This window comes from Janthinobacterium sp. CG3 (genome assembly GCF_000344615.1).
Taxonomy (GTDB): domain Bacteria; phylum Pseudomonadota; class Gammaproteobacteria; order Burkholderiales; family Burkholderiaceae_D; genus Janthinobacterium.
Genome location: NZ_KB467825.1, coordinates 359,806 through 374,894 on the forward strand (window position 1 = coordinate 359,806; position 15,089 = coordinate 374,894).

Here is a 15,089-nt window from a genome sequence, read left to right on the forward strand (position 1 = left end):
TGCCAACGCTGGACAGCGTCAAACGATAATGCCGCCTGACATCATTCCATTGTAGAATGACCCGTATGGCTATCCCCCGTCGATTCCTTCCGCAAATGGCAGTCCTGTGCGCCTTCGAAGCGGCGGCGCGGCACCACAGCTTCACCGCTGCGGCCAGCGAACTCAACCTCACGCAAAGCGCGATCAGCCGCCAAATCCGCGCGCTGGAAGAGTTGCTGGGCTCGGATTTATTCGTGCGCGAGCGCCAGACCGTGCGGCTGACGCAGGCCGGCGAAGCCTACGCGGAGGAAATCCGCGGCGCGCTCAAGCGCATCTCGACGGCGACGCTGGGCTTTCGCGCCAATCCGCAGGGCGGCACCTTGAACCTGGCCATCTTGCCGACCTTCGGCACGCGCTGGCTGGCGCCGCGCCTGCCGCAATTCCTCGCCGACAATCCCGGCATCACCATCAACCTGACGACGCGGCTGGCGCCATTCGATTTCAACCTCGAATCGGTGGACGCGGCGATTCATTTCGGCCCGCCGGAATGGCCGGGCGCCGAACTCGACTTCCTGATGAACGAGACGGTGGTGCCGGCGTGCAGCCGCGCACTGCTGGCCACCCACCGATTCACGTCCGCCTCCGACCTGGTCAAAGTGCCGTTGCTGCACATGGTCAGCCGTCCGGACGCCTGGCGGCGCTGGCTGGGCGCCATGGGCGTGGAGGCCGACGACGTGCATGGCATGCTGGTCGACCAGTTTGCCATGGCGACGCAGGCGGCGATTTCGGGCTTGGGCATCGCGCTGTTGCCGCGGTTCCTCATCGAAAGCGAACTGGCGCGCGGCGACCTGGTTGAAGCGATCAACGGCCCGGTCGAAAGCGCCGAGCGCTACTACCTGGCGTGGCCGTCCAGCCGCGCCAGCTATCCGCCGCTGCAGGCGTTTCGCAGCTGGCTGAAGGCGGCGACGCTGCAGGCGCCGGCTGCAGGCCCGTTGTAGGCCGCCACAACCATCCCAAAACCTAGCTTGCGCTTAAGGCCGGGTAGTCGGTATAGCCGGTTGCCGCCGGGGAGTAAAACGTAGCCTTGTTCGGCGCATTGAGCGGCGCGCCTTGGCGTAAGCGCTCGGGCAAGTCCGGGTTGGCAAGGAAGGCGCCGGCGAAACGCGGCCGCATTAGCGCGTGATAACCGGTGCTGGTGCCGAACAGGGCCACGGGCAGGTAGGCGAGCTTGAGTTCGCGCAGTTGCTCCACCAGATATACGTACGTCTGCTGCGACGCGGTCGACAATATCGTTAAAACCCATGCAAAAGACAGCAATCGGATTCAACACCCGCCCGCCTGTCTTGACATGGAAACCATACTTGATCAGAAGGGCATAGGTCATCAAACGCACGACGCGCCCATTCCCGTTGCTAAACGGGTGAATCCAGCCAAAGCGATGATGTGCCAATGCAACCTTGATCAAGGCATACTTGGGAGCATCATCCCGATTGATGAATCCGATCAGCTCTTCCATGTAGCCAGGTACAAGGACAGGGTCTGGCGGAAGATGGTCTGACTTGGCAATACGGACCGCTCCCGTTCGATATGCTCCGGGCGTGCGGTCGCCCTCCCTTTCCAGGTCATGCACTGCCAGCGCGTGCAGCTCTCGGACGAAGTGTTCCGAGACTGATGAATACGCAGTCACCACATCCTCGACGTATTGCATCGCCTTTTCGATGTTGGAAATCTCGCGTACCTGGTCGCTATCATTTGTGCCCCCTTTCACCGAAGTCTCCACATAGTCGGCAAGAGTCGTATGGTTGCCCTCGATTCGTGCAGAGCCCAGACTTTCCAGCATGTGAAAAATATGCTTTAGCTGGAAGAAAGTTGATGCGGGCGTTGTCCCGCCAAGTTTCAGGCGCCGCAAGTGTTCTAGTTCCGTTAGAACATCGACAAGCGGCGAATCGAACGAGGGATTTAAAAGCTTCAGGTCAAAGTGGCGGAAGTCTGGCACAGCGATCCTGCCCTTCTTAAATGGCGTCAAGTATTAAGTTGAATTTTTAAGATAATACACCTTAAAATCATATACTTACGACCGCTATTAGACTGCCACATGTGTAATAACCCAAAATTACAAGTCGAGCTATCTACACTTCCGTCGGGTAGAGGGCTTGCAGTGCAAGTTTTTCATGTGACGAAAGACAAAAACAACGCTGCGTTTCTCGGATAAATTTCCGATTCGGCAATTGAAATGTGGGAAATTTATTGGCAAAAAATAAAAATGCGCGACCATGAAAAACTATTTCAGCGCTTTGTGGAGTTTTGTTTTGTGGAGCCGGCGAAAGAAGGTTTCCGCCGTTTTTCATTGGAGCGGGTGAAGGGAATCGAACCCTCGTCGTAAGCTTGGGAAGCTATCTTGAAAATCCAGCAACTGTGCGATCCGACCAGTAAATACCGCTCCACAAATGAGGCAAATCCGCGAGTGACACGAGCCCTTGCGCATGCTGGAAAAAACGAAATTGTGGAGCGGCTTTTCGTACCCAAGAAATTTTTCGGACTACCACACGCTTGCTCAACCGGGCACGAATAGGTAACATCAGCAACTGGCCGGATCGAGGCCTGGCAGCCCACCTTGCGCACCCGGACGGGACGATCAATTCAAATATCTCCTGAGATTCCTCTTCACTGCGGGATTCGGTAGTAGGCGCTGGACATACCGCATGAATGGAGTATCTCATGCAGACTCAGTATCTATTTTCTTCACTCGCGTTCGGTAGGTGGAAGCAAGAAGCGCGGGCGTTGAAGCGTTCCACTAATCTCCTTCACCATCAGGCACTTGAACAAGTCGCCAAATCAAAAAGATTCGAAAACTGGCATCAGGTGGTCGGTGAGGCGAAGCTAAACCGGACTACCGAAACAGCGTATCGATCAGGTCTACTCGTGGCATACGACGTCAAAAATGCAATGGACGACTGGGTTCCTGACGACTCCTTTGTCGACAATTGGAGAGCTCTTCATTTTTGTGAAAAGGATATCCTGGCTTGGTATCGCCGCGGTGACGATGAGGCAGAAGGAGAAGAGAAGCACGCGATTCCGTCAGACCCGGACAAGTACCTGGAAGAGTTCGAAAATTGGCTAACGAACGTTTGCCTCTTCCGCTACTGTGGGCCAACTGTGCCGGCTACGCCAAGGGCGGTGCTTCCTATATTAGATGAGCGATGCTTCTTTTCACCGATGTTCTTTTGGCACGAGGGCCAGTTCGTCGATCCGTGGCGAGACCTTGCTATAGACGGGCGTTTGGACATGACGGGGAACACCGATTTAAATATTTCGGATCTGTGACGCAAATGACAGTTTTCTCTCCTGCAGTGTCCCTGCTAGCGCCACAATCGACGTTCCAACGCCAAAAATTGCTCAAAAGAAAAAATGATAGTAAGATAATGGATCTTTCTTATCATTGGAGTCCGCGTGAGCGACAAAAAAAACCTCGACATTGTGATCAGGTATGACGGAAATACCGCCGACTCCGGTCAGCTCAACTTGTACCAAGCTGCAGAGTCGTTGGACGGGATCGCTCGGGTGGTGAACGTTATCGTGCATGCTTTCGCCAACGACGGGCAAATTCGCGAGCGTTTAACAGCGCCAGAAGGCGCGGAAACGTACCTCTCGGCGGCAAAAAAAGGATGCTTTGAAGAAGTTGTTACTGTTGTCTTTGACGCCGATACAGTCGCAAAAATCAAACCGAGCGTCATCGTCAATAACTTCTGGGATTTTCTTACTGCGAGTGTTTCTGCGGCTGTAGGTCACCCTTACGATCCAAGCACGCCAATGGTAAGAAAAATTGTCGGTAAGAACGAAACGTATTTTGAAGAGGTCGCGGAAGAGCTCGAAAATGCTCTACAAAAATTGCAGCGGCCGATAAAGTCCAAAGGGGCTAAAACGATAACGTTTGCACGGCCTAAATCAGATGATGCTGTCACCCTCGATAAAAAAACCCTTGCGTATGTTAGCGTGATGGCTCAAGAACCTGAATTGACCTATTGGTACGGAAACGTAACAAAATACAATTCCCTTTCGGGTTATGGCAGGGCGTATCTGGAAGAAATTGGCGAAACTATTCCGTTCAAGATTGATCGATTCAAGCAGAATATCTCCGCGCAACGCGCTGCAAGTGCTTCGATGGATGATCAAATAAATGAGCTTGGGGGAAGGCGTCGAATCGGCGCTTACGCTGTAAGAAATTCTCTGGGGAATCTAAAACGACTAACTATTGTAGAGCTTATTCTTGAAGACAAACGCACCTGATCTATATTGCGCATTCGGATCGACTATGTGTCGCACGATGGCTGAGTGGGCGGTCTATTGGCAAGCCTTGACCACCGTCTTTACGATCATTGTTGGTGTAATCGGATTATATAAAGTCTATCGAGAGCTCGAACGCCTCGTTGACCAGCGCGAGAAGGACAATTACGATAAGGAAAACGCAGCGAAGCTTAAACGTACTGAATTTTTTCTGAACCAACACCGCCGGCTGTTCGACAATGTTGATCTGTATTCTGTTTTATGCTTAATCGATGATGACAGTGTCTTGCTTGCCACAGGCAACGAAATGCCGGACAAAAAGCGGAAGTTTTTGACGTTCTTCGAAGAGATAGCCTTATTAGTCAAATCCGGTCAAATAAACAAAGACGTGGCGCATTATATGTTCGGTTATTATGCTACGTGTGCTCTGACCGGTCGGAACTTCGCAGCAGGAATAGACACATCGAAAAGGCACTGGGGCCTTCTCTATGACTTCGCGGCTGACTCTCGTGAATTTCTTCAGGCCAATCCAGACGGGCCTCCAGATGACATGATTCTTTAAACCGCCCAAATTAGACTATAGGTTGGGTAGCTGAATATGAGCAAGCTTGCTTTCGGTTATCCACGGCGTCGCTCGCCGCCCCATGAACAGGCAATCCACCCAAGTTAAGAATTTTTCTTTAAAAGTAGAGCGAAATACAATAAAAAGCTTGACATGCCAGTGAGGTAGGGCGCGGTCAGTGAGATTTTTTACCTCATTGGCCGCTATGTCCCTTGCCGCACTGTTCAACGATCTTGCCGCGCATTTGCAGTCCGTCGAATTCCTTCTGACGGCCCGACATATTGAACNCCCCGCCGCATTTTCCCGCCAGCGAAAATTGCCGTTGCCGGCGCTGGTCGCGTTGATGCTTACCGGTATGCGCATGAGCGTCCAAGCCGAGCTCGACGTATTCTTCGCCCATCTGCAGCAACGTGCGCAATTGGTGCGCAAGGTGTCTGAGCAGGCGTTCGCCCAGGCGCGCGCCAAGCTGTCTCTGACGGCCATTCCCCTGCTCAACGACTGGCTGGTCGCACGCGCCGAGCACCACGGATTTGTGCCGCGCTGGCGCGGCCTGCGTTTGGTCGCCGCTGATGCTTCGACCATGCGATTCGGCTTGCGCGCCAGCCACGTCAAGCGCGCCGCGCTGGCCGATCAAATCCTGTTCGGCCTGTTCCTTCCCGGCGCGGAGTTGATGCTTGCGGCCTCGCTGCACGGCATCGAGGACTGCGGCGAGCGGCAAATGCTGGTCGAACACCTGGACCGGCTTTCCGGCACCGATCTTCTGCTGCTCGACCGGGGCTACCCGTCCCGATGGCTGGTATCGCTGCTCAAACATCGTCACATTGCGTTCTGCATGCGCGTCGAGAAGGCCGGCAACGGCGGCTTTCCCTGCGTGCGCGACTTCCTGCGCTCCGGTCTGAGCGAGCAGCTCGTCATGCTGCGCGCGCCCGACCGGCGCGACGCCGACGATTATGAATGCCCCCGAGAACCCCAGCAGGTGCGCCTCGTCCGCCATGTCGCGCCGAACGGCAAGGTGCGGGTGTTGATGACCAATTTGTTCGACAGCGCGCGCTTTCCCGCCGACGGCTTCGGCGACCTCTACCACAAGCGCTGGCGTATCGAGGAAGCCTTCAAGCGGCTCAAGCATCGNCTCAATTTGGAGCATGTGTCTGGCCTGTCCCAGCAAGCCGTGGTGCAGGACGTCGCCGCCAAAATCATGTGCGATAACTTGCAAACCCTGGCGGCCTTGACAGCCCACGACAGCGCCGACCTGCGCGCAGCCGAGCGCATCAACCACGCCTATGCGCATACCGCCCTCAAACCATTGTTGCCGGCCCTTCTGCTCGGAAAAAAGGTGGCGAAGTTACTGCGCGAGGTGCTGCGCCTGATTGCGAAACGGACACACATCCATCGGGAAAATCTATCCAAAACACGCAAAACCAGGCCGAAGCCGCACAAGCACATGATCCAAAAACCATGTTAAAAGGTTGGAAAATCCCTAACTTGGGTGGATTGCATGAACAGGGCAAGAGCGTGCGACGCGGTGGGTAACCTGGCCGCCTCCTTCAACAAAAAGGGTTGTTGGTCACCCCTTATTCGACTATCCTCTACCCATTGAGGAGAGCCCGATGGCACGAAAAGATAAATACCCTACTCCGCCCGTTCACCAAGTTCACCCGCCCGAACGTGTTGCTGAGCTCGCGGCTGTTGTAAACGATGCGTTAAACAGATTCTCAGGAAGCGCCGACGAGTTAGAAAAAGCAATGGGTATGTTGATGTTCGGCGACTACGTGGGTTGGAAAGTGTTGGTTCTAATCCACAACAAGCGTACAGTGCGAAAGTATGAAGAAATCCTCGGCATTTCGATCCGCGAATTCTTCGTCGAAGAAGGCCCTATCGCCTTGCGGTCGCTGGGCTACAGCGTTGCTAAGGACCTTGGCAATTTTTGGAAAGCAGTCAGCGGCGATGTGCCTATCGAGGATCGGCGCGAGCTAACAAGTCCCGACGGATCTCGGTAAGGGGTATTAAATACCCTTGACAAGGGATTTCCAATACCCCTACCATAGGGGCTATGGATACCCCTTGCACAATTCAACCCGTTCCCGACGACGCACTCGGTGCGCAAGCATGCGGTGCGACCGCGCCAGCGGGCGCGCCGGAGGCTGGAGCGCCGAGCCCCCCGTCTGGTAATACGGGGGGAAAGTTATGGACAGTGGCCGATCCAGAGACCGGCGAGGTCTTCCTCGCCCTCCCCTCTGGCGGTGACGTACCCTTCCCTTTGCTTGTCTACCTTTGCGTATCTAATTCGCATCCAACGCGGCGATTACCAACTTTTTGAACTGCACCTTCCGATTTTCGTCGTCGGAACCGCTTGAGGCACTTTTCAAAGCCTTGTTCGCCGTACTTGGAAAGAAGTTTTCACCCGCGATGCACGTACAAAGGCCGCGAAGGAGATGCCGAAATTGGCGGAAGCAATCCGCGCCTTCTGGTTCTACGATCTTCGGGCGAAGGCAGCAGATGATACGAGTGACGAACGCGGCGACCAGGCGGCAAGCGATCTACTGGGGCACGACAGTGTGAAGACCACACAGCGGCACTATCTTCGTCGAGGCAAGATTGTAGATCCAACGAAATAGTCATATTTTATCGATTCGCGAATTGTAGCGTTGACCATAAATCAGGCTAGAATCGTCCCTTCCAGTCAATAAGGCCCTTTGCCGGGCGCCCCGCATCATGCAGAAGCAAATCCCACTATTCGAGCCGGCTGAACTTATCGCGAACAACCCATGTCCGGAAATCAGCGCCGAGGAAATTGCCGATTTGCCCTCGGCAAGTGCAGAGCCATTGCCAGCAACTAGCGCTGATGCAAGCGCGCCGGAAAGCAAATACAGCAAGTTTGTCGTGTATGTAGACGAAAGTGGGGACCACGGCCTGCAAAGTCTTGATGCCGCGTACCCGGTGTTCGTATTGGCATTCTGCGTGTTTTACAAGCGTCACTACACGAAGAAAGTTGTCGCCGATATCGAAGATCTAAAGTTTAAATATTTCGGACATGACCTAGTCGTCTTGCACGAACATGAGATTCGGAAGGCAAAGGGCGACTTCAAACGTTTTAGGAACCACAAGCTGAAGGGGCAGTTCTTGTCTGACCTGACCGACATCATCGAGTCGAGCAACTTCGTACTGATAAGCTGCATCATCGACAAGGCACAACTCAAGTCCAGACAAGTCAACCCTTCGAACCCTTACCATATAGCGCTAGGGTTCTGCCTGGAGACTCTCTACGAGTTTCTCGTCGAAAAAGGTCAGGAAGAACTCACGACTCATGTCATTGTTGAACGCCGCGGGAACAAAGAAGACAATGAGCTTGAATTGGAGTTCCGGCGCATGTGCGATGGTGCGAATAAGCTAGGACAGAGGTTGCCGTTCGATATCATCTTCGGCGACAAAAAAGTGAACTCGACCGGGCTGCAGCTTGCAGACCTAGTTGCCCGGCCTGTAGGCTTGAGCTTGGTCCAGAGAGGCCAATACAACCGGGCCTTCGATGTCCTGCGCTCTAAGTTTTACTGCAGTGGTGGCAGAGCGAACGTCGGGAAAGGATTCGAGAATTGGGGCCTAAAAATTTATCCGGCCGTAGAAAGCGAAAAGCCCCGATGAGTTCATCGAGGCTAGACGCCGACCGGGTACGCCCAATCCATTTGCGTCAGTATAGCGCAAATTTTTCGGAGGCGCAGCGTTTTTTTAGACGCGCCGTCAAGTCCACGTCAGGATTCGCGGCCACGCCCCATGGCGATGATTTAGCAGGTTTTTGTGGAGCGGCTCGCAGTTTGTGGAGCACGAATTGCCTAATTGTGAACGCAATCTCGCTATGGAGCGGGTGAAGGGAATCGAACCCTCGTCGTAAGCTTGGGAAGCTTCTGCTCTACCATTGAGCTACACCCGCAAGGTATTGATTCTACAAGATAAACTACCATCAGCGCAATCAGCTTGCTCCGCAAAGTATGGCGGCGCTCCGCAAATCACTTGGTTGGCACGACTATTTTACCTCGCCGCAAGTAATGACGCTGCGTTGTTTTCACGTTGTCATGCCCCAGCAAATCACTAGCGGCCTGCTCCCCGCGCTCGTCGCTCGTGTCATCCGCCGCCTTCGCGCGCAAGTCGTAGAACCACATGGCTTTGATCGCTTCGTCCAGATCAGGGTTGCCGGCTGCCGCCTTCGCGCGGGCTTGGTCGAACTGGTAGCGCAGCGCCGGGAGGGTCAACGGCTTGCCGGTGCTGCCGACCAACAGACTCCCGCTTAGCGTCGTGTGCTGTGCCTTGCGCGCGGCGATCCGGGCCAACAGCTCGGCCAGCTCGCCGGTGATCGACACCCGAAGGCGCTTGCCCGTCTTCCCCTGGGTGATCCGCAGCCGGCCGTCCTCGATATCGTCCACCCGCATTTTGACCGCGTCGCCTGGCCGTTGGCCGGTGAGATAGGCCATGTCCAGCGCATCGCGCAGCGGCTCGCTCGCGTGCGCGTACACGGCGGCAAACACCTGGTCGGTGACATACACCGTGCGTTTTTCAAGTGAATGGCCCCGGATGCCGGTGCAAGGATTTTCCAGATCGGTGTACCCCCAGCCGCGCGCGTGGTTCCAAAGGGTGGAAAACAGGCGCTTGCAGCGGTTCGCAGTGGTCGGGATGCCCTTGTGCTTATCGAGGAACTTCTTAATGTCCATCGGCCGGATATCTTCCAGCGGCGCGCAATTGAAGAAGGCAACCAAGTGCTTCATATCCGACGTGTGGGTCTTGGTTGTGTTTCGGGAAAGCTTCAGCGTGCCGTCTTCCATTTCTTTTAGGTAGCGGCTGACCAGCGCGTCGAACGAGGCCGTCGTCACCGGGGCTGCCGTCTCGTGAAGCTCCGCGTACTTGCGCAGCGCCAGAATGTAGTCGTCGCCCAAGGGAATTTCACGACGCGGCCGGCCCCGGGTGTCCAGGTAGTAGAACACCTTGCCGCTGCGCTGCGCGCGCTTGCGCATCAGCGGCGGTAGGTTGGCGTTCGCGCTCGGTTTGCGGCCCATGATCAGCTAGTGCGCCAGTTAGATTTAGGCTTCGGGGCCGGCGCCTTGCGGCCTTCCACGGCGGCGGCGGGTACTACTGGGCACCCCACGGCATTGACGTAGAAGGGTACGCCCATGCTGCGCAACGTCTCGATCTGCTTCGCTCGTACCTTGCGCCCGGTCAAGGTGGCAACGTCTTCGGCGGACAGGAACACGCTTGGGCTGCTCATTTGTAGCCTTTCAATTTCATAGCCGACAGCAAAATGTCTTGCACCTCGCGCTTCGTCTCGACGCGCTCGATGACCATCTCGTCCACAGTGTCGCGGGCAATGATGTTGTGAATAAACATCGGGCGGTCGTGGCCTGCTTGCATCTGGCGGGTCGGCCCGATGCGCTCGATGATCTGCAGCCTGTTCTCCAGGTTCCAGTCATGGGCGAAGAACACCAGAATGTTGCCGCCGTCCTGCAAGTTCAAACCGTGGCCGGCGCTGGCCGGGTGCGCGAACAGCATCGGGATACACCCTGCGTTCCAGTCCACGATGGTCTGCGGGTTGGCGTCCAGATGCCTGCCCTTCGGGAATGCCGCGCGCAGCCGCGCCAGATCGGACTTGAAGTTGTAGGCCACCAGGATCGGCATGCCGCCGGCTTCCTCGGCGATGTCCTCGAGCGCCTGCAGTTTGGCGTCGTGGATCTCCTTCCACTCCGCCGAGTTCTCGCCGACGTAGGCCGCGCCGTTGGCGATCTGCAGGCACTTCACCGTGCGCGCCGCGGCGCCGAACGCCTCTACTTCGTGTTCTTCCAGCTGCATGAACATTTGCTTTTCCATGTCCTGGTACAACTGGCGAGCCTTGATCGGTAGATCGACATAGAGGTTGTTCACAATCGGCTCGCGCAGGTCGAACCAGTCCTTAGCGTCAATGGTGATGCACAGATCGCGCAGCTTGTCCTGTATCTCGCGCTGGGCGTGATCCATCGGCAGGCTGCCGTAGCCGTCATGCGACGGGCGGAACCAGCGCGTCTTGAAACCGTCGAACGTGCGGCCCAGCCGGGCGCCGGCGTCGAGGAACCACGCTTGCCCCCACAAATCCATCAACCCATTCGGCGACGGCGTGCCGGTCAGCTCGATGAAGCGGTCGATCTTGGTGTGCGCCACCCGGCCCAGGGCCTTGGCGCGTTGGGTGCCCTGTCGCAGCCGAAACCCTTTCAGTTTGGTGCTCTCGTCCGACACCACGGTGCGGAATGGCCAGCGCTCGCCGAAGTGCTCAACCAACCAGGGCAGGTTTTCGTAGTTCGTGGTGTAGATGTTGGCGTCGTGGCGCAGCGCCATGCGCCTCTCGGCCTCGCCGCCGACAATCGGCATGACGGACAGATGGCGCAGGTGCGCCCACTTGCGCGCCTCGTCTGGCCAGGTACTGCGCGCCACCCGCAACGGGGCCAGCACCAGCACCGGGGCGTCGTCGATCAGCTGCAGTGTGTTCAGCGCGTTCAGGGTGGATACGGTCTTGCCCAAGCCCATGCCGGCCCAGACGGCGCAGCGCGGCACGTCCAGGATGTGGTCGGTGATCAGGCCGCCATAAGGGCGCGCGGTGAAGTCTCTAGCCATTGTCCGGCCCCTTGGTGCGGCAGTCGCAGCGGCGGCGGCCTTGGTCGCAGTCACCCCCACACGATTGGCCGCCGCCGAAGAAGCACAGCGCCGCGGTGAGCACGATCAGCCAGGCCAGCACCAGCAGCACGATCGTCGCGGCGCTCATGACAGCACCTCGTCTACTCGTTCAAATGAGTCGACCACCTCGACGCGCTGGCCCATCGCGCGCATGCGGGCGTGCTCACGGGCCTGGTGCGGCTCGGCCGTCTTGCCGGTCGCCTTCAGCTCTATCCAGATGGCGACGCCGGCCGGGTTGCACCAGGCGCAGTCCAGCGCGTCGGTCAGCCGGCGAGCCGGCAGCATCACCAGTCGATCCGGCGCGCCGCGCCGGCCGATCCAGGACACCTTGCGCACTTCGCCACCCATCTGCTTGACGCGCGCGACGAGGCGCTTTTCGATGGTCGACTCTCTCATCTAGCACCCCTCCATGTCGTTTTTCAATTCGGCGATCAGGTAGACCGCCAGGCCGGTTACTGCTATACCCCCGAGAATTATCCAGAACATCACGCGGCCTCCAACACGGCCATCCGCCCGCGCAGGTTGAATTCTTTTTGCGTCAGGAACATGCGCATCATGCGCACGCGTTCCAGTTCGCGTTGCAGGTTGGCCATCTGGCGCCGGCGCATATAGTTTTTCAATTTAAAAATCATGATCAGTCCTTTTTATATCTCGTGGTTTCAAAGCCGGCGGCGGCCAGCGGCATGTCAGGCGCCCAAGGCGGGTTGGTCGCCAGCAGGTTGCTCAGGTGCTCGGCGTTAAAGTCCGCGCTGTCCGGCACTTCGGTAAGTAGCTCGTCGTGTACGGACAGCACAATGGCGTAGCCGGCGTCCTCGATCGGTTGCATGTTCACGGCCATTACGTCGCGGGCCACGGCTTGACAAATGTTCTCGAAAATCTTGCCCCCGTAGGTTTGCAGGCGGCACCATTTGCGCGAGTACTGGTTCACGCCCACGTAGGTGATCTTGCCGTCTTCGATCTGCGGCGACGGGTAGCAGATGGCGCGGCCGGACGGCAGGCCGATGCGTAGCCAGTTTCCGTCGCGGCGGATCTTGAGCATCTGGCATGGGAATGTGCGCCCTGGGCAGTCGACCGCCGTGCGCACCGTCTCGTCGAGTTCCTTCCACAGCGCGGCGATGTTCTGGTGGGCGTCCCGCCAGGCCAGCTTGAACGACTCGCAGGTTAGCCAGGCGCGTTCGGACAGGCCAAAGCCGGCGGCCGGATCGCGGCCCTTCTTACGGTGCCATTCGAGCATGATGTGGGCTTGCCCCCACACGTTGCCCGGGATCGCGCCGGCGGCCTGCATGGCGAGCTGCTCAAGGTCGATGCCGTAGGCGGCCGCGAACGTGACGAACGCCCCGACACCGCCTTCGTAGCCCAGCGCCAGCTCTTGCACCTTGCCGACCTGGCGCTGGTCCTTGGTGACATCCTCGGGCTTGATGCCGAACGACTTACCATAGGCTAGCTTGTACAGATCGGGGCCGGTACCGGCGTCGAAGTCGCGGAACGCTTTCAGCTTCCAGCGCTCGGTCGCCAGCCACGCCTGCACTCGGCCTTCGATGTTCGACAGGTCGGCCACCACCAGCTTCTTGTCGGCGGGTGCCACGATGCAGCCGCGGATGCTTGAGCTGGTCAACTGCATGACGTTCGGGAAAAGCAGGTCGGCGCAGCCGGCTTTTAGCGCGTCGATGCCTTGATCGATCTGCTCTTGCTTGAGCGTCGGGCGCGGCAGGTTCTGCGGCTGGAACAGGCGGCCGGCCCAGCGCCCGGTGCGGCTCGCGCCGCAGAACTGCAACAGCCCGCGCAACCGGCCGTCGCTGCTGGTGCCCTTCATCAGCGTCTTGTACTTGCTGGTGCTGGTGGTCGATGCTTGCAGGCGGATCTGCAGCAGCTCGCGCAGGCCGCCCGGCAGATCGGGGTCGGCGATGCGCCGCTCCAGGGTGGCCATTTGCAGGTTTGGCAAATCGACGCCGTACTCTTGCAGGACATGCAGCAGCATGGCGTCGCGCTGGGTGGCCGTTTGCACCTCGCCGTTGGTCGCTTCTACCGTGCGCGCGGCCAGATCGACCTGGGCGCCGTCGACGGCGCGCACGGCGCACTCGGCCAGCTCCAGGTCGATGGCGACGCCCCGGTCGTTGATGCGCTGATCCAGGTGCCACAACGCCAGCTCGGCGCCCTGGTAGTTCCACGTTGGCAACCGACGTCGCACCTCGCGCATGGCGTCGATATCCAACGCCGCATATTCGATAAAGCGTTGCCAGTCTGCCGGGTGCGTCTCGCGGGTGGCCCGTCGTATTTTCGCGGTTGCCGGGCGCGGCTTGCAAAAGAGCTGGATCAGCGCCTTGCCGGCCTTGTCCTTCGCCTTGTCGGTCGGTACGCCCAAGATGTCGCACAGCTGGCCCAGCGCACCGGGCAGGCCGTGAGCCAGCGCCTGGACCATGGTGTCGCGCCAGCGCGGTAGCTCGATCGTGTAGCCGGCGTGGCGCTCGACCGTGCGGTCGAAGTGCGAATTGTGCGCCCACACCTCGACGTCGGGATCGTTGATCGCGGCGACTAGCGCGCGCGGCGCAGCGTCGCCCGTCGTCACGTCCCAGACCGACACTGGCCCGTCGTCGATGGCCCAGGCACGCAGCATCACCTCGGCGCCCTCGGCGTAGCGGTGCGTGCCGGCGGTGATCGGCGTCTCGCAGTATGTTTCGTCATCGAGGTAGAGGCAGGTCATACCCGCTCCCAGTTCAGGCACGAGACGCCCAGCACGTACCGCCCGAAGGTGTCGCTGTGCGCAAACACCAGCGTCATGCCGCCGCCCTTGCCGGCGCCGTTCAGCGACACGTCCAGCGCCTCGCCGTCGTAAGGGCCGCCCTGGCATGGCAACAGCGTGTGCACGGGCTTGCTGATCGTGTTCGGCTTGTACCATTTCGGATTGCCGGGGGATTTCCCCGACGCCTGTAACATTTTCAAGCGCGCGATTTCGTTCTCGGTCGCCGGGGTATTCCGCATGACGGCCATCACGTTGGAACCTCGTCGAAGTCGTCAAGGGCGCCGGCGCAGTGGTGCTCCTTCAGCCGGTTGTGCTCGGCGCGCTCGTCCTCGTAAAAGCGGTCATCGCGCCACTTCAACCCGCCCGTACCGCATCGCTTGCAGACGGCCTGCCACTGCGCCGGCTTGCGGCGGATGCCGTACACAATCCGGTCTTCGTTGTCGTCGAAATAACTCATGCCTGTTTTCCGATCTCCGTGAATATAGGAATAGCGCCCCGCGCGGCCAGGTGCAAGCCCTGTGCGAATGCCTGGCGCTCGTACGCGATGTTCGCTTCCCATAGCGATTTCGGGGTGAACAAAGGCGACGGCTCGGCGCGCAGCGCGGCGTTCTCGGCTTGAAGCTTGGCGCGCAGTGCGTCGCTGAACCGCAGCGCCAGGGCCAACGTTTTTATTTCCTCGACGTGCGCCAGATATGCCGGAATGCGGTCGACCGGCAAATCCAGGCGCTGTGCTAGGTACTGGCAGCGCTGCGCTAGGTTCGCGTGGTTTGATTTCCAGTGCGCTAGCTCGGCTTGCAGGGCTTCAATCGTTTGCAAGGTGTTCTCCTTTTTAGTGAAAGCCCC

General features: G+C 58.3%; 18 protein-coding genes, 1 tRNA gene and 1 pseudogene. 8 read left to right on the plus strand and 12 right to left on the minus strand.

Translation table 11 applies throughout. The annotated features are described in order from the left end of the window. Window positions 1-65 precede the first annotated feature (65 nt). The gene (locus JANGC3_RS0126150) at window positions 66-977 is read left to right on the plus strand and encodes a LysR family transcriptional regulator (protein ID WP_026133551.1); all 912 of its coding nucleotides are present in this window, start codon (window positions 66-68) and stop codon (window positions 975-977) included. A gap of 22 nt (window positions 978-999) precedes the next feature. Here the strand turns inward: JANGC3_RS0126150 and JANGC3_RS33985 are convergent. Beyond that, window positions 1,000-1,975, minus strand: a pseudogene (locus JANGC3_RS33985) (Fic family protein). Between the two features lie 237 nt (window positions 1,976-2,212). Here JANGC3_RS33985 and JANGC3_RS33040 point away from each other — a divergent pair. The 7 genes from JANGC3_RS33040 to JANGC3_RS0126195 all read left to right on the plus strand — a co-directional run bounded on the left by JANGC3_RS33040 (window position 2,213) and on the right by JANGC3_RS0126195 (window position 8,461). Continuing rightward, the gene (locus JANGC3_RS33040) at window positions 2,213-2,362 is read left to right on the plus strand and encodes a hypothetical protein (RefSeq protein WP_017879459.1); all 150 of its coding nucleotides are present in this window, start codon (window positions 2,213-2,215) and stop codon (window positions 2,360-2,362) included. A 335-nt stretch (window positions 2,363-2,697) separates the two neighbouring features. Then, window positions 2,698-3,303: a hypothetical protein gene (locus JANGC3_RS33045; RefSeq protein ID WP_157407022.1), complete on the plus strand. Its 606-nt coding sequence runs from the start codon at window positions 2,698-2,700 to the stop codon at window positions 3,301-3,303. A gap of 126 nt (window positions 3,304-3,429) precedes the next feature. Then, complete coding sequence (locus JANGC3_RS33050) at window positions 3,430-4,266, plus strand: DUF7946 domain-containing protein (protein WP_157407024.1); 837 nt, start codon at window positions 3,430-3,432, stop codon at window positions 4,264-4,266. 25 nt (window positions 4,267-4,291) lie between these two features. Beyond that, a complete protein-coding gene (locus tag JANGC3_RS0126175; protein ID WP_157407026.1) occupies window positions 4,292-4,825 on the plus strand; it encodes a hypothetical protein in 534 nt (177 codons plus the stop codon). 205 nt (window positions 4,826-5,030) lie between these two features. Continuing rightward, window positions 5,031-6,287, plus strand: a complete 1,257-nt coding sequence (locus JANGC3_RS0126185; protein ID WP_051068421.1) for an IS4 family transposase — start codon at window positions 5,031-5,033, stop codon at window positions 6,285-6,287. A 145-nt stretch (window positions 6,288-6,432) separates the two neighbouring features. Beyond that, on the plus strand, window positions 6,433-6,822 hold the full coding sequence (locus tag JANGC3_RS30220; protein ID WP_157407028.1) for a hypothetical protein: 390 nt from the start codon (window positions 6,433-6,435) through the stop codon (window positions 6,820-6,822). Between the two features lie 715 nt (window positions 6,823-7,537). Further along, window positions 7,538-8,461 carry a DUF3800 domain-containing protein gene (locus tag JANGC3_RS0126195; protein ID WP_017879464.1) on the plus strand — a complete coding sequence of 308 codons (924 nt, stop codon included), beginning with the start codon at window positions 7,538-7,540 and terminating at the stop codon, window positions 8,459-8,461. 212 nt (window positions 8,462-8,673) lie between these two features. Here the strand turns inward: JANGC3_RS0126195 and JANGC3_RS0126200 are convergent. The 11 genes from JANGC3_RS0126200 to JANGC3_RS0126255 form a co-directional block, all read right to left on the minus strand. Then, window positions 8,674-8,747 (minus strand) — tRNA-Gly (locus JANGC3_RS0126200). A 76-nt stretch (window positions 8,748-8,823) separates the two neighbouring features. Next, entirely contained in the window at window positions 8,824-9,864 is a 1,041-nt protein-coding gene (locus JANGC3_RS0126205) for a tyrosine-type recombinase/integrase (RefSeq protein ID WP_017879465.1), read from the minus strand. A gap of 2 nt (window positions 9,865-9,866) precedes the next feature. Next, complete coding sequence (locus JANGC3_RS34375; RefSeq protein WP_017879466.1) at window positions 9,867-10,073, minus strand: DUF4224 domain-containing protein; 207 nt, start codon at window positions 10,071-10,073, stop codon at window positions 9,867-9,869. Further along, window positions 10,070-11,446 carry a DEAD/DEAH box helicase gene (locus JANGC3_RS0126215; protein ID WP_017879467.1) on the minus strand — a complete coding sequence of 459 codons (1,377 nt, stop codon included), beginning with the start codon at window positions 11,444-11,446 and terminating at the stop codon, window positions 10,070-10,072. The genes JANGC3_RS34375 and JANGC3_RS0126215 overlap by 4 nt, the downstream gene beginning before the upstream one ends. Beyond that, the gene (locus tag JANGC3_RS33055) at window positions 11,439-11,594 is read right to left on the minus strand and encodes a hypothetical protein (protein WP_017879468.1); all 156 of its coding nucleotides are present in this window, start codon (window positions 11,592-11,594) and stop codon (window positions 11,439-11,441) included. Before JANGC3_RS33055 ends, JANGC3_RS0126215 begins: the two co-directional genes overlap by 8 nt. After that, a complete protein-coding gene (locus tag JANGC3_RS0126225; RefSeq protein WP_017879469.1) occupies window positions 11,591-11,902 on the minus strand; it encodes a VRR-NUC domain-containing protein in 312 nt (103 codons plus the stop codon). The genes JANGC3_RS33055 and JANGC3_RS0126225 overlap by 4 nt, the downstream gene beginning before the upstream one ends. An 89-nt stretch (window positions 11,903-11,991) precedes the next feature. Further along, window positions 11,992-12,138 (minus strand): hypothetical protein, encoded by a 147-nt coding sequence (locus tag JANGC3_RS33060; protein ID WP_017879471.1) that lies wholly within the window; start codon window positions 12,136-12,138, stop codon window positions 11,992-11,994. Between the two features lie 2 nt (window positions 12,139-12,140). After that, on the minus strand, window positions 12,141-14,207 hold the full coding sequence (locus JANGC3_RS0126240; RefSeq protein WP_017879472.1) for a DNA polymerase: 2,067 nt from the start codon (window positions 14,205-14,207) through the stop codon (window positions 12,141-12,143). Further along, window positions 14,204-14,446, minus strand: coding sequence for a hypothetical protein (locus JANGC3_RS0126245; RefSeq protein WP_198292111.1), 243 nt, complete (start codon window positions 14,444-14,446; stop codon window positions 14,204-14,206). Before JANGC3_RS0126245 ends, JANGC3_RS0126240 begins: the two co-directional genes overlap by 4 nt. Window positions 14,447-14,493: 47 nt before the next feature. Further along, window positions 14,494-14,703 carry a hypothetical protein gene (locus JANGC3_RS0126250; protein ID WP_017879474.1) on the minus strand — a complete coding sequence of 70 codons (210 nt, stop codon included), beginning with the start codon at window positions 14,701-14,703 and terminating at the stop codon, window positions 14,494-14,496. Next, entirely contained in the window at window positions 14,700-15,062 is a 363-nt protein-coding gene (locus JANGC3_RS0126255) for a hypothetical protein (protein WP_017879475.1), read from the minus strand. Before JANGC3_RS0126255 ends, JANGC3_RS0126250 begins: the two co-directional genes overlap by 4 nt. Between the last annotated feature and the right edge of the window lie 27 nt (window positions 15,063-15,089).